This is a genomic window from Salinibacterium sp. VpJ6, from assembly GCF_059767345.1.
In genome coordinates, this window is the sequence record NZ_JBSOQL010000004.1 from 73,806 (window position 1) to 92,704 (window position 18,899).

15 protein-coding genes are annotated in these 18,899 nt (G+C 62.1%); 4 read left to right on the forward strand and 11 right to left on the reverse strand.

From position 1 onward, the window contains the following. Window positions 1-23: 23 nt before the first annotated feature. The 4 genes from ACWTV1_RS12305 to ACWTV1_RS12320 all read right to left on the reverse strand — a co-directional run bounded on the left by ACWTV1_RS12305 (window position 24) and on the right by ACWTV1_RS12320 (window position 6,312). Window positions 24-668 (reverse strand): phosphatase PAP2 family protein, encoded by a 645-nt coding sequence (locus ACWTV1_RS12305; protein WP_498505550.1) that lies wholly within the window; start codon window positions 666-668, stop codon window positions 24-26. Between the two features lie 109 nt (window positions 669-777). Next, window positions 778-2,007 (reverse strand): multidrug effflux MFS transporter, encoded by a 1,230-nt coding sequence (locus tag ACWTV1_RS12310; protein ID WP_100389490.1) that lies wholly within the window; start codon window positions 2,005-2,007, stop codon window positions 778-780. A gap of 177 nt (window positions 2,008-2,184) precedes the next feature. Next, a complete protein-coding gene (locus tag ACWTV1_RS12315) occupies window positions 2,185-4,041 on the reverse strand; it encodes an ABC transporter ATP-binding protein (protein ID WP_498505551.1) in 1,857 nt (618 codons plus the stop codon). 123 nt (window positions 4,042-4,164) lie between these two features. Then, window positions 4,165-6,312, reverse strand: coding sequence for an RTX toxin (locus ACWTV1_RS12320; RefSeq protein WP_498505552.1), 2,148 nt, complete (start codon window positions 6,310-6,312; stop codon window positions 4,165-4,167). Window positions 6,313-6,587: 275 nt separating this feature from the next. Between ACWTV1_RS12320 and ACWTV1_RS12325 the strand changes: the two genes are divergently transcribed. Further along, window positions 6,588-8,186, forward strand: coding sequence for a helix-turn-helix transcriptional regulator (locus ACWTV1_RS12325; RefSeq protein WP_498505553.1), 1,599 nt, complete (start codon window positions 6,588-6,590; stop codon window positions 8,184-8,186). Window positions 8,187-8,669: 483 nt separating this feature from the next. On the opposite strand, the gene rplL is transcribed toward ACWTV1_RS12325, so the two are convergent. From rplL to ACWTV1_RS12345, 4 genes are all read right to left on the reverse strand, one after another. Then, window positions 8,670-9,053 carry a 50S ribosomal protein L7/L12 gene (rplL, locus tag ACWTV1_RS12330; RefSeq protein WP_100389486.1) on the reverse strand — a complete coding sequence of 128 codons (384 nt, stop codon included), beginning with the start codon at window positions 9,051-9,053 and terminating at the stop codon, window positions 8,670-8,672. 40 nt (window positions 9,054-9,093) lie between these two features. Next, window positions 9,094-9,609 (reverse strand): 50S ribosomal protein L10, encoded by a 516-nt coding sequence (gene rplJ, locus ACWTV1_RS12335; protein WP_100389485.1) that lies wholly within the window; start codon window positions 9,607-9,609, stop codon window positions 9,094-9,096. Between the two features lie 312 nt (window positions 9,610-9,921). Beyond that, a complete protein-coding gene (locus ACWTV1_RS12340; RefSeq protein ID WP_498505554.1) occupies window positions 9,922-11,412 on the reverse strand; it encodes a sensor histidine kinase in 1,491 nt (496 codons plus the stop codon). After that, window positions 11,409-12,161, reverse strand: a complete 753-nt coding sequence (locus ACWTV1_RS12345) for a response regulator transcription factor (RefSeq protein ID WP_100389483.1) — start codon at window positions 12,159-12,161, stop codon at window positions 11,409-11,411. The genes ACWTV1_RS12340 and ACWTV1_RS12345 overlap by 4 nt, the downstream gene beginning before the upstream one ends. A gap of 177 nt (window positions 12,162-12,338) precedes the next feature. Between ACWTV1_RS12345 and ACWTV1_RS12350 the strand changes: the two genes are divergently transcribed. Together ACWTV1_RS12350 and ACWTV1_RS12355 are read left to right on the forward strand one after the other, a co-directional pair. Beyond that, window positions 12,339-13,826: an ABC transporter permease gene (locus ACWTV1_RS12350; protein WP_498505555.1), complete on the forward strand. Its 1,488-nt coding sequence runs from the start codon at window positions 12,339-12,341 to the stop codon at window positions 13,824-13,826. A 34-nt stretch (window positions 13,827-13,860) separates the two neighbouring features. After that, window positions 13,861-14,532, forward strand: coding sequence for an ABC transporter ATP-binding protein (locus ACWTV1_RS12355; RefSeq protein ID WP_498505556.1), 672 nt, complete (start codon window positions 13,861-13,863; stop codon window positions 14,530-14,532). A 35-nt stretch (window positions 14,533-14,567) separates the two neighbouring features. Here ACWTV1_RS12355 and ACWTV1_RS12360 read toward each other — a convergent pair whose 3' ends face one another. Together ACWTV1_RS12360 and ACWTV1_RS12365 are read right to left on the reverse strand one after the other, a co-directional pair. After that, a complete protein-coding gene (locus ACWTV1_RS12360; protein ID WP_100389480.1) occupies window positions 14,568-15,899 on the reverse strand; it encodes an MATE family efflux transporter in 1,332 nt (443 codons plus the stop codon). A gap of 3 nt (window positions 15,900-15,902) precedes the next feature. Continuing rightward, entirely contained in the window at window positions 15,903-17,411 is a 1,509-nt protein-coding gene (locus tag ACWTV1_RS12365) for a hypothetical protein (RefSeq protein ID WP_498505557.1), read from the reverse strand. Window positions 17,412-17,546: 135 nt separating this feature from the next. Between ACWTV1_RS12365 and ACWTV1_RS12370 the strand changes: the two genes are divergently transcribed. Continuing rightward, window positions 17,547-18,167 carry a YqaJ viral recombinase family protein gene (locus ACWTV1_RS12370; protein ID WP_341620726.1) on the forward strand — a complete coding sequence of 207 codons (621 nt, stop codon included), beginning with the start codon at window positions 17,547-17,549 and terminating at the stop codon, window positions 18,165-18,167. Window positions 18,168-18,199: 32 nt separating this feature from the next. Here ACWTV1_RS12370 and ACWTV1_RS12375 read toward each other — a convergent pair whose 3' ends face one another. Beyond that, the gene (locus tag ACWTV1_RS12375; RefSeq protein ID WP_498505558.1) at window positions 18,200-18,868 is read right to left on the reverse strand and encodes a DUF998 domain-containing protein; all 669 of its coding nucleotides are present in this window, start codon (window positions 18,866-18,868) and stop codon (window positions 18,200-18,202) included. Window positions 18,869-18,899: the final 31 nt, after the last annotated feature.

An 18,899-nucleotide genomic window follows, 5' to 3' on the forward strand; every position in this document is an offset into this window, starting at 1 on the left:
CGATTCACCGAACTGCGCGCGAACTACTGAGGTTTCTCCGCCTCGAGCTTGCGCGCGAACGGGGCCCACAAGATGACGGCAACCCCGATGCCCACCAGTACCCCACCGATCGTGTCGCTGAGCCAGTGCGCTCCAAGATAGGTGCGGCTGAGGATCATGAGAATTGTGTATATGACACCGACGATGATGATCCACCGGCGTTGCAGCAACAGGATGAGCACCACCGTGAGAGTGGCGGCATTTGCTACATGCCCCGAGGGGAATGAACCGAAGTCTGCGGTGACAAGAATCTCGTCGGGGCGCGCTCGACTAAAGAGTGATTTCAGAAGCTGAACGACTCCCGCGCTCACGGCAGAGGCCAGTAGGAAGTACAACGCAGCCCAGCGCTGCTTCAGCAGGAAGAACGCGAGCGCTCCCCCCAGCGGAACGACGAACACCCCAAACCAGCCACCGCCCAAGAAATTCATGGCCAGCGCTGGCACGGTAAACACATCAGCACGGATGCTGAGGAAGTCGTCGAGAACGAGCTGGTCGAGGCTGAACGGCGTGCTGCGCGTACCGATGACTAGCCCGAGCGTTACTGCTAAGACGACTGCGCCGATCCCGCTAATGAGGGGCCAGCGGGTGGTGATGCGGCGCGCCTCCGCCTGCGAGATCTCAGTTTTCACAACATCACGTTAGTCGCTCGACCTCAGCGACTGCCGAGAACGCGGAGAGCCGACCGCTCTCGGGCACTGCTTGTCCACTCCCCGGACACTGCGCGCCCGCTCGCCGCCCCTAGCGTGAGAGCGCCGGTACGGTGCGCGGGCGCACCACGGTCCACATGACGATGATCGAGACGATCGCCGTCGAACCCATCACGATGCCCATGGGGATCGCGTTGGTGATTCCGAACGCGCCGACGATCGGCGAGGTGAGGCCGGCAAGACCGAAGTTCACGGCGCCCAAGACAGAGGCAGCTGTGGCAGCCTCTCCCCCGTGGTTGGCAAGCGCGAGCACCTGGGTGCAGGGGAACGAGAAACCACACGACATCACGAAGACGAAGAGCGGAATAAGCACGGTGATTAGATCGCCGTTCACGATGTCCAAGAAAACAATGGTGGATGCCGAGAGCAGCAACATGACGCCTGAGCCAGCAAGAATCCACTGCGGCCCGATAAAGCGCATGAGGAACGCACTCGTTTGCACGCCGATCACAACACCGATCGAGTTGACAGCGAAGACAAGCCCAAATGCTTGTGGGTCGAGCCCGTAGACGTTCTGCAGCAGGAACGGGGATGACGCGAGGTACGCGAAGAGGCCCGAGAACGTCATGCCGGCGATCACCGCGGTACCCACGAAGACACGGTCGGTGAAGAGTGCCTTATAGCGCTGCCCCGCGGTGGCATGACCAAGATCACGACGGCGAGCGGGCGGCAGCGTCTCCACGATGAAGAACCAGGCGGCGAGCAGTACTAGGCCGCCATAGATAGCGAGGAAGACAAACATTCCGCGCCACGGCGTAATAAGAAGTAGCTGCGAACCGATCAGCGGCGCGAGGATCGGGGCAAGCCCCTGCACGAGGGCGAGCCTCGAGAGCATCCGCACCAGAGGAAGACCACCAAAGAGGTCGCGCACGACAGCCATTGCCACGACGGCACCGGCCGCGGCGCCCATGCCCTGAATCAAGCGGAAGACAAAGAGCAGTTCAATGTTGGCGGCGACAGCTACGCCGAGGCTTGCGACGAGGTGCACCGAGGTGGCGACAATAAGCGGCAGTCGACGACCGAGGCGGTCGCTGAGCGGGCCGACGATGAGCTGGCCCAGCGCGAAGCCCAGTGTGGTCGCGGTGAGCGTGAGCTGAACGATCGCCGCCGTCGTATCGAGATCAGCTTCGATCAGCGGGAACGCCGGCAGATAGAGGTCAACGGTGAACGGCCCGAGCGCGGTCAGCGCTCCGAGCACCAGAACGTAGACGAGACGCTGGCGCGCAGAAAGAGAGTCACCCGGATGAACAACGGTAGTCAAGCGATTCCTAGCTATAAGAGAGGCCCTGTGCGGGCGCGGTAAAGAGAGAGTGCCCGCAACGCCGAGGACTCCCCCAGCCTAAGCCCCTGCATGGCCTGCGCTGTGTCGCGGGCGGCGAGTGGTCTCGACGCGCTGACGGGGCGCCGACGAGACCGCCGAACGCTCGCCGACACTGCGCTAGTCGGTGCGGTTTTGCTCCGCATACAGCCGCGAATACACGCCGCCGCTCGCAATGAGCTCGCTGTGGGTTCCCCGCTCCACGATGGAGCCGCCCTCCACCACGAAAATCACATCGGCCGAACGCACGGTCGACAAGCGATGCGCGACCGCGATCGTTGTACGGCCGCGGGATGCTGTGTCGAGCGCTCCTTGAACGGTGCGTTCCGAAATGGAATCCAACGCGCTCGTCGCCTCGTCAAGGATCAGAACGCTGGGGTCTTTGAGCAGCACGCGCGCGATCGCGATGCGCTGCTTTTCGCCGCCTGAGAGCCGGTAGCCGCGCTCCCCCACGACGGTGTCGTAGCCCGCGGGGAACGACATGATGGTGTCGTGGATGTTGGCGGCACGGGCCGCGGCTTCCACTTGCTCTGTCGTGGCATCCGGTCGCGCATACGACAGGTTCTCGGCGATGGTGGCGTGAAAGAGGTAGGTCTCTTGGCTCACAATGCCGATGTTGCGAATCAGCGAGTCCTGCGTGAGGTCCCGCACGTCGTCGCCAGCGAAGAGCACACGGCCGCCGCTCGTCTCGTGCAACCTCGGGATCAGGTAGGAGACCGTAGTCTTGCCGGCTCCCGACGGCCCCACGAATGCGGCGTACTGCCCTGGCTCGATGCTGAAGCTCACGGAGTCCAACGTCGCCCTGGTGGATGCATCAGCATCCGGATAGCGGAAGGTGACGTTGTCGAACTCCACCGCCCCCAGCGCATCCTCCCGTACCGTGTGCGCGTCGGGCTTATCGGTGATCGCAGGTGTGAGGTCGAGGTACTCGAAGATGCGCGCGAAGAGCGCCGATGAAGTTTGAAGATCGAGTGCCACGCGCATCAGGCCGAGCAGCGGGAACATCAGCCGCGCTTGAACGGTGGTGAATGCCACGATCGTTCCGGCGGTCACATCGACGCCCCCAGTAATAAGGTACGCAGCGACCATGTACACGATCGCGGGGATGACCGAAAGGAAGATGTTGACGGTGGCGAAGAACCACTGGCCACTCATCTGCTGGCGAACCTGCAGATCGATCTGCTGTTCGTTCTCGTCGGAGTATCGCTGAGTCTCGACCTCTTGCTGGTTGAAGCTCTTCGACAGCAGGATGCCCGACACACTCAGTGATTCTTGGGTGATCGCGGTCATGTTGCTCAGCGACTCTTGCGTCTTCGTCGCGATGCGAGCGCGAATCTGGCCTACGCGACGCTGAGCGATCACGATGCCCGGCAGCACGATGATCGCCACGATCGTGAGTTGCCAGCTCAACACGAGCATGCTGATGAAGGCGGCGATAACGGTCACTGTGTTGCCGATGACGCTCGACACCGTGTTGTTGAGAACACCGGCCACGCCACCGACGTCGTTCTGCAAGCGGGATTGGATGACGCCCGTTTTAGTTCGCGTGAAGAAGGCAAGTTCCATGCGCTGCAATTGGTCAAAGAGTCGAACGCGCAGCGCGCCCATGACCTTATTGCCGACTGTCGCTGTGAGGTAGGTCTGCCAGACGCCGAGAGCCGCCGAGGCGACCCAGAGGCCCACCATGATGAGCACGAGTTGGGTGAGCACCGGGATGTTGGGGGTTCCGGATGCGGGGAACAGACCTTCGTCGAACGCTTGCTTAGTTAGCAGGGGCGGAAGAACGCTGATTGCGGCACCGATAAGTACGAGCGTGATGGTGAGAATCAGCGTCGCTCGATGCGGTTCGAAGAGCGTCGCGATACGACGAAGGAGGTTGGGGATCTTGGGAGCGGCTGCGTTCTCCGCCTTCTGTGCGGAGTAGTCTCCGCCACTCACTCGGCCACCGCGTCGGGGGCCGCCACCTGCTGTGCTCATTCTTCGAGACTAGTTTGCCGAACTGCCCTTAACAGCCAATCGCACAGCGCCCGAGTGCGCTGTGCGAGAAACCTTAGAAGGGAGTTCGGTGGGCAACTAGGGTTACCCACCGAACAGTCAGGATCAGCTGCCGCGAACTACCGAACGTCGTCGCGCAACGCTGAACCCTACGAGCACCAATCCGAGCTGCAGGAACCCGAGTCCAGCGAGTGTCGGAGCGATTGTGCTCGAGCCTGTGTATGCCAACGTAGGCAGCCCAGGAGTTGGCAAGCCGAGGGTTGGCAGGTCAACTGTGGGAGGAGCAGTCACCGGGGGAACCTCTGTGGGGGGCTCCTCGGGAGGAAGCGGGAAGGTCGGGAGGTCGCACTCTTCGAGCGTGACATCTCCTTCCGCGCTCAGCGTCTTCGCGGCGTTCACGATGGAAACCGTGTAGGTAGACCCGTTGGGCACCTCAGTGAAGGTCAGAGCATGAGTCGGCAGCTCAGCTTCGAAGCTGATCGGCGCAACAGCGTCGAGCGATGCACCTGTTGCCTTGTCAACGATGCTCACCGTGTAGGTCTGGCCTACGGCGAGGTCCTTAGCCGATACAGCGACTTCGGATGCTCCCAGCACGTTGCACTCGGCTTGGGCGATCATCAAGATTGGCTGCTCAGGGCACGGCGCGAGGTAGATGTCGGCTGCCGCTGTCACCGTTGGCGTGGACTTGGTATCGGTAACCACTACGCGGTAGTTCTTGTCGACCTCGAGGCCCTTGAAGGTGAACTTCTGAGCGTCGCCCTGCGCCGAGTTGAACTTCTTAGCCTCACCGACAACGACGTTGTCGAGCATCAAAGCGACGCTGTAGTCGCGACCGACAGCGTAGTTGGAGATCACAGCAGTGATCGAACCCTCTTCGCCAGGAGCGGTGCACTGCTCAGCGGTCAATTCCACCGTGGTGTCGCTCGTGGCACACGGGATCAGTACTACGGAGGTGCTGTTCGCGTACTCCGGCTGAGACGCGTCGGCAACCGTCGCGGTGTACTTACCCGGCGCCATGCCTGTCAGGTTCGCATCGAAGCGATCAGAGGTGGCGAGGTAGTTGTTCTCCGAAAGAACAGGCTTCTTGTCTGCGCCGATGACGACAATGTTGTAGGTACGGCCCGGAACCAAGCCCTCGATAGCTACGGTAATTTCACCTTCAGCGTCTGATGAAACTGCGTCACACTGCGTTGCCATCAATACGGGCTCCGGAATGACGCCAGGGCACGGGAGGAAGGTGTGGGTGCTGCTCTTCAGCGGTTCTGTGCTGGGTTGGCTCGTGTCTACGACGGTCGCGTAGTAGGTAGCGGACGGCGTCGCCGGGGAGTTGTACGTGCCAGTTGCCGAGTTGGCCGTGAACGTGTGGCTATCAACTACTGCGTTCGAGCTCGCGTTGACGATGTCGATGCGGTAAGTGCGACCTACGGCGAGGTCACTCACCTTCACTTTGATCGAAGCGCCTTCGCCAGGAACGGTGCACTCGTTCGCAAGAATTGCAATTCCTACGACATCGGGGCACGCAATCGTGATGACGCTTTTGCACGCGCTCAGATCACGATTCGTCGTGTCGGTAATTGTCATTTTGTAGGTCGAACCAGCGGCGAGGTCGCTCCACGTGTAGCTTCCCGTGCTCTGCTTGGGGGTGTAGATCACGGTCTGAGGAGCCATTCCGCCACCTTCGAGTGTCAACTCGTACTTGCGGTCCGCAACAAGGCCCTTGAAAGTCGCGGATACATCTGTCGATCCGCCAGGCACTTCGCAACTCGTCGCAGTGACATCGGTGATGACAGGAGTGGCACACGGGGTCGAGGTCTTCGTCCACGTGCGGTTCCAACTTGAGTGCGTGGGGTTGTTCCACGCAGTTACCGACGCAGTGAACGTGTGAGCCTCGGTGGAGTTGGGGAACGCGAAGTAGTGCGAACCGTTCTTGCTGAACGGGATTACCTGCTCTTCGCCGCCTTCAAGCTGGAACTTGATGAGGTTCTGCTGGCCTTCACCCGAACCACTCGCCTCGTAGTAGCGGCCGGTGACCGTAACGCCTTCGCACGAGACTTCGATGCTCGGCGTGTGTGCCTCAGCTGCGGAGGACACCGAAACAACGGCAAGTCCGGAGCCGACGACCAGCGCAAGTGCGACCAGGGCGGAAACGCCGCGCAGGTTCTTTAGCGACCAACGCTTGTTCTGCTGGCCAGTGGACTTATCGAATCGGGGGCTTCGATTTGCGGCGCGCAAACGCACCAAAAAGTTATTCACTTCGGGTTTCGCTCTCGGGTAGCGAGCAACCTGGAAATATTCGAACTAAAACGCTGGGGGGCGCGTTAGACCGGCGGGGGATTCCGGGTAGCTCTATCGGGTGTTGTCACACGTTCGGGGGTCAAGAATGCGACGTGCCTATTATGGGGGGTCTCGGCAAATGAACGCAAGCCCGACGTGCGGAGGGAGTAGTCTATGACTCTCGCGTCACCCACCCGACTAGGCGAGAACTTCGAACTCATCGAAACATTCGTTTCGAAGGGGGGAATCCAACAATGGCGATAGCCGACGTGAGTACGCTGCAACGCGCCTTCGACGCTGCCCGCTCATCCGGAGACTTCACTCTCGCCGTCGACGAACTTCGCGAAGGGTGGCCCCTTCTCGTCAGCACTTTTGGCGCGCCTCTTCGCGCGATGCTCGATTCCACCCCCGCTGAACTCTGGCACAACGACCCGTGGTTGATCACGTGTTACGCCTCAAGTTTTCGCTCGGCGGATACTGAGAGCCGCACCGCTTCCCTCCCCTACTTCGAAGCAGCTCTCGCGCTCATCACGCCAGAAACGCCCGCTTTCGTGCGCGCCACTCTCCACGTTCGATATGCCGCGGCACTGCGTTCACTGGGTCGACTGAACGATGCTCTCGCCGCGATTTCGGTGGCGAGTTCCATCGCCGACAGTCACGACGTTATCCCGCTCGCGCGCCGCATCCCGCTCACAGCAGAAATCGCGCTTCACCGCGGCGCCATTGCACTTCACGGCGGAGACTTCGATCGAGCCAAGGCTGACTTCCGCCTTGCCGGCTCCCTGGCCGAAACGAACCTCAGCGTTGCCAACCAGCTTGAGGTCTTCGGATGTCTCGCGCTCATCCAACTGCTTATGGGTGACTTCGAGCACGCACTGAGTTATGTAGCGCGCGCGGAATCAACCGGAGCCAGCCCCGCGCTGCGCAACAGTCGATTCAACAGCCCCGCGCTCATCACCGAACTCATCGTCACGATCATGCAGCGGGGCGGTGACGGGCGTGGGCCTTTGGTCACACGGATGCTGGACGCAACAGCGAACAGCGACTGGGAGCCCCTCGGCCTCTACGCCCACGCGTTCGTGGAGCTCTTCGACGCCCGCCCTCACGAGGGGCTCGAGCATTTGCGGCACGCGCTGCTTGCCCTCGATGGCTGGCAGCCGGCCGGATTCGTGGATGCCGAGATTCGCGGCTTGAGAGCCGCCGCTTTCCTTCAACTGGGAGATAGCGGCGCTGCCTGGGACATTCTCGCCGACTTCACACCGACGCAGCATCACACCGTGTGCCCCAGCCGACTGGTAGCCCACCTGCGTTTTGTCACGGGAGACGCCCGCGGAGCCCTCGATGCCATCCGCGACTGCGAAGTATTGGGCGACGCCCACTCGAGCCGCAATCTGGCCGACATCTTCCTCATCAAGGGCGCAGCCCACCTCTCGCTGGGCAGCGAAGAACAATCCGACGTCGCTTTCGACCGCGCACTGCGCTTCGCCGCCCGCAATCGAATGCACAGCCCGTTCCGGTTGGTACCCAGCGAGGTCGTTCAAGACATGCTCACGCGCGCATCCGGTCGCAGCCAGCCACTTGAAGTCGGAGCGCTCATTAAACGGCTCGATGGCCTCACCGTTCTCCTTCCCACGCGAGACTCACAAGCTCTCAGTGATCGCGAGCGTGCAATCGCTCGCGAACTGGTGCGTGGAAGTAATTCCGCCGAGATTGCGGAAACATTGTTCATTTCGGTGAACACCGTGAAGTCTCACCTCAAGAGCATTTATCGCAAACTTGGGGTGACCTCGCGTGTAGAAGCCATCCATAAATCCCGCGAGTTAGGGCTCCAAGTGGATATCACCCACGACTAACCCTCCATTCACCCTCGAGGCTGTTGCTGCGCCGGTGTCGCCTCGGTACATTAGTGTGACTACTTCCGTTAGCCCCGCATTCTTGCGCGCCTAGCGGTCTCGTGCCGAAATATCCGCCTCCGGAACCTGATCCCTGGTGTCAACGGATTCGGCACGCTGGTGGGGCGCTCGGCTGGTTACCAAGCGCCCCACCCCCTCTCTCCCCCGAGACACTTCCCCCGGTTTGCACAGCGGGCTCTGTGCGCGGGCTTTTGAGCACCCCCGCTCGCAACTGCTTCTCTCGCGCCTGAGACCGCCCGTAAGCGCCCCCAGAGCAATTTCCCCGCGACAGACACCACCGCGCGCTAGCGAGGTGCAGAGTCCATGCACTGCCGCGCGTCAGGTGCGCATGTCGGATAACGCAGAAAGGCGCCACCCCGAAGGGTGACGCCTTTCTGGCTAAGCATGCCTCCGGAGAGGCGTGATCCTCGTGAGAGGAATCGACTACTTAAGGGTTACGGTTGCGCCGGCTTCTTCGAGAGCAGCCTTTGCCTTCTCCGCGGTCTCCTTGTTTGCGCCCTCGAGCACAGCCTTGGGAGCGCCGTCAACGACTGCCTTCGCCTCTCCGAGACCGAGGCTCGTGAGTGCGCGCACCTCCTTGATGACCTGGATCTTCTTGTCGCCAGCAGCTTCGAGGATGACGTCGAAGGAATCCTTCTCTTCAACTTCCTCAGCGGCACCAGCAGGCGCGCCAGCAGCTGCAACAGCAACCGGGGCAGCAGCGGTAACTTCGAAGACCTCTTCGAACTTCTTAACGAAGTCGCTGAGCTCGATAAGGGTCAGTTCCTTGAACGCCTCGATGAGGTCGTCGCTTGACATTTTCGCCATGATTTTCTCCTAATATTTCTTGAACTAGCTAGCCCGCGCGTTACTGCGCGGAATCCTGCTTCTCGCGCAGCGCGTCGACCGTGCGAACGGCCTGAGCGAGCGGTGCGTTGAACAGATACGCGGCGCCGAACAGTGAAGCCTTGGCTGCTCCTGCAAACTTCGCAAGGAGCACCTCCCGGCTTTCCAGATCGGCCAGCTTCTTGACCTCGTCTGCAGTGAGCGCGTTACCGTCGAAGTAACCGCCCTTCACTACGAGAAGAGGGTTTGCCTTGGCAAAGTCACGCATAGCCTTCGCAACGGTGACAGGGTCTCCGTGTACGAATGCGATTGCAGACGGACCAACGAGCTCTTCGTCGAACGACGAAATGCCAGCGGCGTTAGCTGCAATCTTTGTCAGCGTGTTCTTCACCACGGCGTATGTTGCGTGCTCACTGATTGACTTGCGCAGCGTCTTGAGCTGGGCAACAGTGAGTCCGCGATACTCGGTTAGCAGAACGGCGGTCGAGTTGCGGAAAAGATCCGTAAGCTCGGCGACCGATGCTTCCTTGTTCGCCATGGTGCTCCCTAATGATTGATGTGTGTCTGCCTCAGAACCGCGTAAAGATATCGGAGGAGCGCGGGGCTCTTAAACGAAAAAGCTCCGGCCCTTCTGCACTAACGCAGAGGCACGGAGCTGAGTTGCGACCAGAGCTGATCGGAAAACTACTTCATACACCTGCGCTGGCCTTCGTTTTCACGAACTTCGATCGCATACACTTTCATGCACGCAAACGACCTGCGGTCTTTGGCTTCCGCAAGAGTACGTGATCGAAGGCCAGGCTGCAACTCGGCTGCCGGGGCGCTCCTGCGACCGCCCCGCTGCATCCGCTTAAGCTGTTGCTGCTGTCGGAAGCTCGACGCGGAACACGGTGTTACCCGGCTCGCTCGAGACAGAACTCGTTCCCCCCAGCGACTCGACAACTGCCGCGACAATGGCCAGCCCCAGCCCGGTACTACCGGCGGCGCGCGAGCGAGAACTGTCTCCCCGCACGAAGCGCTCGAAGACTTTCGCTTGCAACTCAGCCGCAATGCCGGGGCCCGTGTCTCGCACCTCGATAATGGCGCGGCTGCCCTCCGTGGAGAGGCTCGCGGTCACACTCGTGCCCGCAGGAGTGTGGATGCGCGCATTGGCGAGCAGGTTAGCAACCACTTGGTGGAGCCGGGCGCTATCGCCAGTGACGACGACCGCGTCATCCGGAAGCTGTAACTCCCACTCATGGTCGGGGCCGGCGACGGCAGCATCCCCCACGGCCTCAATGAGCAGCTGGGAGAAATCTATGGCACGGTGTTCGAACGGAGCGGACTCATCGAGTCGCGCCAGAAGAAGAAGGCTTTCAACCAACCCCGTCATCCGCACGGATTCAGCCTCGATTCGCCCAATAGCGTGCGCGACGTCGGTGGGAATTTCATGCCCGCCGCGCCTTGTCAGCTCGGCATAACCACGAATCGAGGCGAGGGGCGTTCGAAGTTCATGGCTGGCATCGGCAACGAAGGAGCGCACTTTGTCTTCACTTGCTTGACGAGCGGTGAGAGCGGATGCCACGTGCTCGAGCAAGCGGTTGAGGGCCGAGCCCATCTGGCCGACCTCCGTGCGCGGGTCGGCGTCATCGAGCGAGACTCGCTCGGCGAGCGCCACGGCTCCCCGGTCGAGTTGGAGCTCAGACACCCGTGTTGCGGTGCTCGCCACGCGCTCAAGCGGTCGCAGGGCGAAACGGACGGCGATCGCTCCGGCAATAGCCGCGACAGCGATCGCGAGAACGCCAATTCCCGCGACGAGAATGGTCAGTTGGAGAACAGTCGCTTGAACATCCGAGAGCGGGAGGCCCACGATGAGAGAGTCGCCCGTCACGGGATCGCTCGAGACGATCATTCGGTAGTCGCCGAGGTCACCGCCTAAAGAGACGGTGATGGGTTCGTTGATCTGGTCGAGGCCGGCAAGGGTGTCGAGCTGTTCGCTGGTGAGCGACGATGCGCCACCCTTGACGCCCAGAACTCCCGCGACAATCTCCCCCGAACTGCTCGCCAGCCCGGCAATAGTTCCTGCGCTCTGGCCAGGAAGGGCCAGAAAATCGCGGGCGGGCGGCCGCTGGCCACTGTCGAATTGGCGGCCTTCGAGGGCGCCTTGTGATCGACTCGATGCCGACAGCAACTGGTTATCGAGACGACCAACGAGAAAGCCCTGCAACGAGAGCACGCTTACGACACCAATAAGAATTGCGGCGAGCGCAATGAGCGCAGCAGTGCCCAGAACGAGTCGTTTGCGCAGGCTCAGGGGAGGCCGCCCGGTGCCGGGTGCCTTCACTTCACGCGGGCGAATCATTCGGGCGCTCGCAACATGTAACCCACACCGCGCACGGTTTGGATCATGGGCGGGCCAAGAACATCCACCTTTTTACGCAAGTAGGAGATGTAGATCTCTACAACACTGGCCTTGCCGCCGAAGTCGTAGCTCCACACACGGTCAAGAATTTGGGCGCGACTGAGAACGCGGCGCGGGTTACGCATGAGGTAGCGCAGGAGTTCGAACTCGGTGGCGGTGAGCTCAACAGGAGTGCCAGCACGGCTCACTTCGTAGGTGCTCTCGTCGAGCATGAGGTCGCCGACCTCAATGATCGGATTCGACTCCCCAGCGATGGTGAGCGCTGAACGACGCAAGAGCGCTCGCAGTCGAGCCACGAGCTCTTCCAAGCTGAAAGGCTTCGTGACGTAGTCGTCGCCGCCCACAGTGAGGCCCGCGATCCGGTCGTCTACTGAGTCTTTTGCGGTCAAGAAAAGAATGGGGGTTTGGATGCCGTCTGCCCGCAAACGCGACAACACCGATAGCCCATCGAGCCCCGGCAACATGATGTCGAGCACGACGATGTCTGGCTTGAATTCGCGGATCGTCGAGAGAGCCGAGGGGCCGTCGGAGGCGAGCCGGACATCCCACCCCTCGTAGCGCAACGCCATGGAGAGAAGGTCGGTGAGCGAATCCTCATCATCGACCACGACCGCACGAATAGCGGTTCCATCGGCGCGGCTAAGTCGCGGTTGCGCCTGAACCGCGGGGAGGTGGTGTGACTGGGTCATGGGTCTAGTTATTCGGAGTTTCCTATGAAATTTCTGAATGCGGATGCTTGGGGGCACTGTCGGAGAGGAACAGTGAGCACTCCTAGCTGACTCACAGGATCGCCATAGTGCGCTGATAGGCACCGTTCCTATCTTTACCTCGACCACCTGCATCACCGCGCATCCCCGAGGAGAACCATGTTCGGAACGTATCTGCACCGAGAGCTCAGCAATCGACGCAAACAAACAGCGATCATCGCCGCTGGAATGGCGTTGGCGATTGCGCTCGTCATGATCGTTAACGGCGTCGCAGCCGGAGTGCGCGACGCCCAAGCGACCGTGCTCGCTTCGGTATACGGTGTCGGCACCGACATCACCATTTCGCAGGAACCCGTTCAGCCCGCCGAGGGGGAAGAGGGTGCGCAGCAAGAACGTCCACGCTTTGAGTTCGGAGCCGAAGACGGCGAAACCACCGATGGCACGACAGCGCTCAGCCAATCACGTCTCACGAGCGGCATCGCCAGCACCACTTTCGACGCGGATGCTCTCACCACTGCCCTCGGCCTCGACTCCGTTGCCGCAGCCACCGCCACCCTCGCGCTCACCAACGTGAGTTTCAGCGGTGAAGTAGCTGCGCCCACCACAACGGACACCGGCGAAACCGCACCCGGCGGCGGAGCCCAACAGGGCGGCCGCGGCGGTCCCGATGGAGCTGGCGGAAGCGCCTTCAACGTCGACACCTTCACCGTGACCGGCATCGATGTAGCGGGCGAAAGCGTCGGCCCACTCACCTCCGTCGAGCTCGTAGACGGCCGCGCCTTCGAGTCGAGCGACAGCGACGCCAACGTCGTGATCCTCGACACGAGCTACGCCACCACGAGCTCACTCACCGTCGGCGACAGCCTGGAGATCGGTGGCGAAGAGTTCGAAGTAATCGGAACCGTCACTTCGACCTCCGCTGACGCGACTACGGCATCCAACACCTACATTCCGCTCGACACCGCCCAGCGCGTTGCCGACTTGGAGAACCAGATTTCGACCGTGTACGTGCAGGCGGCAAGCTCCACTGACATCGCCGCCGTTCAAACGGCACTGCAAACGGAACTGCCGGATGCTTCGGTGAAGACCCAGGAAGATCTCGCCTCGAGCGTCTCGGGTTCGCTTTCTACCGCGTCTGACCTCGTCGGAAAGCTCGGTACGTGGCTCTCGATCATCGTGTTGGCTGCCGCCTTCCTCATCTCGGTACTGCTCACCACCTCTGGTGTTGCCCGCCGCACCCGCGAGTTCGGAACCCTGAAGGCCATCGGCTGGAGTAACGGCGCTGTCGTACGTCAGGTCGCTGGAGAATCGCTCGTGCAAGGCGCCATCGGCGGTGTGGTCGGTGTCGCGATCGGACTGCTCGGCATCCTCGCCATCAATATTGCAGCTCCCGTGCTCAGCGCGAGCGCCGCCGCAACTGCAGTCGCCGGCCAGGGCGCGGGCGGCGGAGGCGGAGGCAACCGCTTTGGCGATGCTGCCACTACCGCTGCAGCGACGACCGACATCGCGCTCCAGATTCCCGTGACTTTCGGCATCATCGGCATCGCCGTCGCTCTCGCTATTCTCGGCGGGCTCATCGCCGGTGCGTTCGGCGGCTGGCGTGCAGCACGACTTCGCCCCGCCGAAGCTCTCCGCAGCGTCGCCTAACCCCTGAACCCCGCAGACCTCAAGGAGATTTTCTATGTATGAACTCAGCGAACTCACCAAAAAATACGAAACAAAACGCGGCCCGATTAGCGCCCTGAACAAGGTGAGCTTGAGCATCCCCACCGGGCAAATGGTCGCCATTCAGGGCCCAACCGGAGGCGGCAAGTCGACCCTGCTGCAAATGCTCGGAGCTCTTGAGCGCCCCACGAGCGGCACCGTCACCCTTGGCGGCGAAGAGCTCTCCGCGATGCCAGACTCACGACTGGCAGAAATTCGCGCCCGCACTATTGGGTTTGTCTTCCAAGGCTTCAACCTCATCCCGACGCTCACGGCGCAGGAAAATGTGGAGACTGCGCTCGCGCCTCTCGGACTGTCGAATTCCGACCGTCGCCTTCGTGCTCGCGCGGCTCTAGAAAAGGTGGGATTGGGCGAACGCCTAACTCACTACCCCGCCGAGCTTTCGGGCGGGCAACAGCAACGTGTCGCGATCGCTCGCGCCCTCGTAAAGGAACCCAAGGTTCTGTTGGCGGACGAGCCGACCGGAAACCTTGACGAGCAAACTCGCGACGAGATCATGGACCTTCTCGAAGGACTGTGGCGGGATGAGGGGCTGACGCTCATCATCGTTACCCACGACTCCGCGGTCGCGAAGCGTGCCGAGCGACGGTTGCACTTGAAGCACGGTTCCGTCACCGAAAAGAAGTAGCGCGACGGCATCCCGCTGCGGGCGGCGCGTAAGGTTTAGCGCGTCGCCCCCGGGATGAGCCACTGGTCACCGCGGGCACGAATGCCCAAAGTGACCGCACGGGCCCCGATGTAGCCGAGGCCGAAAGCAAACCAGAGGGCAACAATCGCGGCGGTGCCGGTGAGATTCGAGGAGTAAACCCACCACAGCAGCGGCGCATACACCGCAAGGTTTATCAGCCCGGTCAGAGCGAGGTAGCGCGCGTCCCCCGCGCCGATCAGCACACCGTCAAGGACGAAAACGAAACCTGCGATCGGGATACCGAGGGCCAGTACCGGCAGCAGTGCGGCCAAGCCGCTGCGAACGACGGGGTCGGAGCTGAACACGATCCCGGCCCACGGGGACACCAGGAGCATGAGTAGGCCGAGCACCACACCGCTGCCGATACCGAGCTCGACAAGTCGGCGAGTGATCGCGCGGGCCTTGACGAGGTCGCTCGCGCCCAGCTCTTTACCGATCATGGCCTGGCCAGCGATTGCCAACGCATCCAAGACAAAAGCGAGCGTCGCAAAGATGGTCAAGGTGACCTGCACGGTCGCGAGCTCGGGAACACCAATGCTGGTGGCGACCGCGATCGTCGCGAGCATCGCCGCCCGCAACGAAGCCGTACGCAGCAGCAGCCACGCGCCGGCATGCCCGGCGAGCAACATCCCGCTGCCGTGTGGTCGCAAGCGTGCACCTTCACGGCGCGCGAGGGTAACGAGCATCACGAGGTAGGCGGCGGCCATCCCCCAGCTAGCGACGACCGTGCCGATGGCGGAACCCGCGACACCCCAACCGAAGCCGTAGATGAACAGGGTGTTGAGGAGAGCGTTGGAGATGAACCCAGCGACCGCGACGATCAGCGGAGTTCTTGTGTCTTGCAGCCCGCGCAGTAGGCCCGAGGCGGCGAAGGTAATGAGCATCGCCGGCAAGCCCAGCATCGAAATCGCTAGGTACTCGGTGGCGTAACCGACAATGCTGGCGTCGGGGTTGAACAGACTGACCAACCAGGGCGTGGCCGGAATCCCCACGGCGACAAGGATGATGCCGAGCGCCACGGCGAGCCAGACTCCGTCGACGCCGGCAGCGACAGCACGCGCGCGATTGCCCACGCCCAACCAGCGCGCTACGGCAGGCGTGGTGGAGTAGGCCAAAAAGATGAGCAGCCCCACTGCGGTTTGCAGCACGGCGCTCGCGACGCTCAGCCCGCCCAGTTGTGCACTCCCGAGGTGCCCGACGAGGGCGGTGTCGGTGAGGAGAAAGATCGGCTCGGCGACGAGCGCACCGAGTGCGGGAACAGCGAGGCGGCGGATGTCGCGATCGAGCGGTGAACGGAAGAGTGCCACGGCCTACTGAGGTGCCGAATCATCGGTCGCGCCAGCTGCCGGCGATGAAGGCGTCTTGGTCGCGGGTTTCTTGGCGGCAGGTTTCTTCGCTGCCGGTTTCTTGGCGGCAGGTGCCTTGGCCGCGGGCTTCGCGGTCGCGGGCTTCTTGGCCGCTGGTGTTTTGGCTGCGGGCTTCTCGGCGGCTGAACTCTTTGCCGTCGCCGCTTTAGGAGCTGCTGTCTTGGCGGCTGGCTTCTTGGCCGCTGGTTTTTTGGCTGCGGTCGACGTTGACGCGCGCGACTGAGAGGCCGACGCTGCGGCGGGAGACTTCTTGGCTGCCACCGCGCTTGCCGTGCCAGCAGGAGCTTTACGTGCAGATGCCTTCGCGGCGGTTGATTGTGCCGCCGTCGACTTCGATGCTGACTTTTTCGCGGGCGCAGCCTTCACCGATGCAGTCTTCGAGGCGGGCGCCTTAGCCGCTGGAGCCTTGCGAGAAGCGCCAGTCTTCGCGGGCGCGGATTTCGAGGTCTTCGCACTAGACGAGCTGGTGCGCGACGGGCGTTTGGCAACGGTCGGCACCGGCGGCACAGCCGCGGGCGACTCCTCGGCATTGCTACCGGCACCCGCACCGGCGTCCGCAGTCGACGATGCCAGCGCAGCAGCATCGGTGTCAGCGTGTGCCTCTCCATCGATCGGCTCGATGTCGGTGTCAGTATCGGTGTCGGTATCGGTGTCGGCCACATCGCTGTCGGCAGCAACCGAATCCTCTGCACGACGTTCACGACGCTCACGCACCTTGCCCAGAACTGTGGGGATGAGCAGTGCGAGCAACACGACACCGATCGTGGTGACGATCAGCACGACCGACTGCACCGAGCCCTGATCGGGTTGCGGGGTCTCTTCAACGACTTCAACCAATCGCGTCGCCACAATCGGCTGGTACGCCGCCAGCGTTGTATCCCCCGCAACCTCACTCGAGCCGCGGACGAGTGGGGTGAGTTCATCGTCAATCAGGGCGAACCACGCACCCGTCTCAGGCTCGTGCACCAGAATCGCGTCGTTGTCGACATCGTCAAGCGCCAGCGCCGTGCCGGGGCTGCGAATAAAGTCGATCATCTCAGGTTCAACGGTTGCAGGGTCAAACCCGATGAGCGCTACGCCGACGGGCTCTTCGCCGATGAGAACAGGCACTTTCCACCGGTTCACGTACTGCACGGGAGTGTCTGTCGGAACTCCGGAGTGGAAGTCGTTCGACCAGAGGAATACGCGGTCGATTTCACCGAGTTCAATGCCGTCTCTGAAATCGAGCCCGGTGCCGCGCTGGTCGACCCCGAAGAACTCTTCAAGTTCCGACAGCAGCCCGTCATCGTCGGCAGCGAACGCGCTGACGTCGGGAGGAACAGAGCCCGTGGACGCGACCGCAGCTGCAGAGGGCACGAGCGTCATCAACGCCACAATCGTCGCGGCAGCCACTCCGGCCGCTCGGCGGCGGAAACGGAGAGAAGACGCTGATGAAGATGGCAGGGCTCGCATGAGCCTAGTCTGCCAGTTTGCACCGGCAATTCCCGCCGTCGGAGTCACGCACAGTCACTTCGCGGCAGCGAATCGACGACGCAGCGCATAGGGCACCCGCACTTCGCGGTAAAGAGGGAGAATAGAGGCGTGACCATGCAACCCGAACTCGATCTTTGGGAACCGGTCACGCCCAATCATCGCGACCGCATCGTCGCTCACTCTGAAGATCGCGTCGCTTGGTTGCGCGCCCGCAGCCGCGGAGTCACCGCTACGGATGCCGCCCGACTTGCCACCGCGCAATCGTTGCGTGCCGTCGTGGAGAGCAAGCTTCTCGGCTCCGGCTTCTCGGGTAACGCGTTCACCGACCACGGTCGCGCGCGGGAACCGGAAATCGCACGCTGGGTACTGGGTGAGCACGGCATCCAGTCGAGTTCGGCGCTCTATCACGCGCACGACCAGCCACTCCATTTGGCGACGCCCGATGGAGTATCGATGATCGACGGCTCGCTCGTGCTGTCGGAGATCAAGACCACGGCGAAGGCCTGGCGGAGCATCCCACGTTCCTACTTACGTCAGGTCTGGTGGCAGCAGTACGTACTGGGTGCTGACCGCACCCTCGTGGTCTGGGAGCAGCACACCGATTTTGTGCCCACTCATTCGGCACCGAAGTGCCAATGGGTCGAGCGCGACGAAGATCAGATTCATGCACTGGTGGGATTAGCGGATCGGCTACTCGACCTCATGCGTGCACCCCACACACAGCACTCCAACTAACCAGCACTCGAACTAACGTCGTCCGTTCGCGGCTACGCGGGCAGCGGCCGCCGCAGTGCGCGCACGGCGATCACGGTGCCGAGCATCATGAGCCACGCAATGGCGATCGTCGTCGCCACGAATTCAAGCTGGCTTCCCAGCACGACCTGAAAACGGAAGAGCGAGAAGAGCCCGCCCGTTCCCGCAATCACTGCCACAGCGATGGCGGTCACGATCGACATGCGCGCGAGTACGCGGTGCTCTCGAGCGAAGGAGGTCTGGATCATTGCCCAGCACGCAGCGGCAAACGCGAGCACTGCCGCAAGCGTGTGGGTGAAGTCTTGCCACGTGAAACTCGGGCCGTACGGCAAAGGGCATCCGGAGGTGCAGGTCACTTGCGACGCGATCAAAAAGAATCCGCAGCCCACCCAGAGCGAAATCGAGGGCGACCCCCACGACAACACTCGAGGCCAAGCACGCACTCGTCGGGCTGCCCACGCGACAGCTGAGCCACCAGCAACGATGAGCAGAAGAGCGATCTCGAAAGCCGCGGCTGTCGGTTCGCCCTCGGCACCCAACTCGCTCACGTAGAGCTCGCGCGGAACCATCAAGCGCGATCCCCAGATCAGGATCAGCGCGATCCCCACTGCCACACTGCCACCTACTGCGGCGAGGCCTTCTGCGGCTCGTGTCGATACGCGCGGCGGCGCAATAGCCGTCATCACGCGATCGTCGAGAAAGGCGAGGGCAATG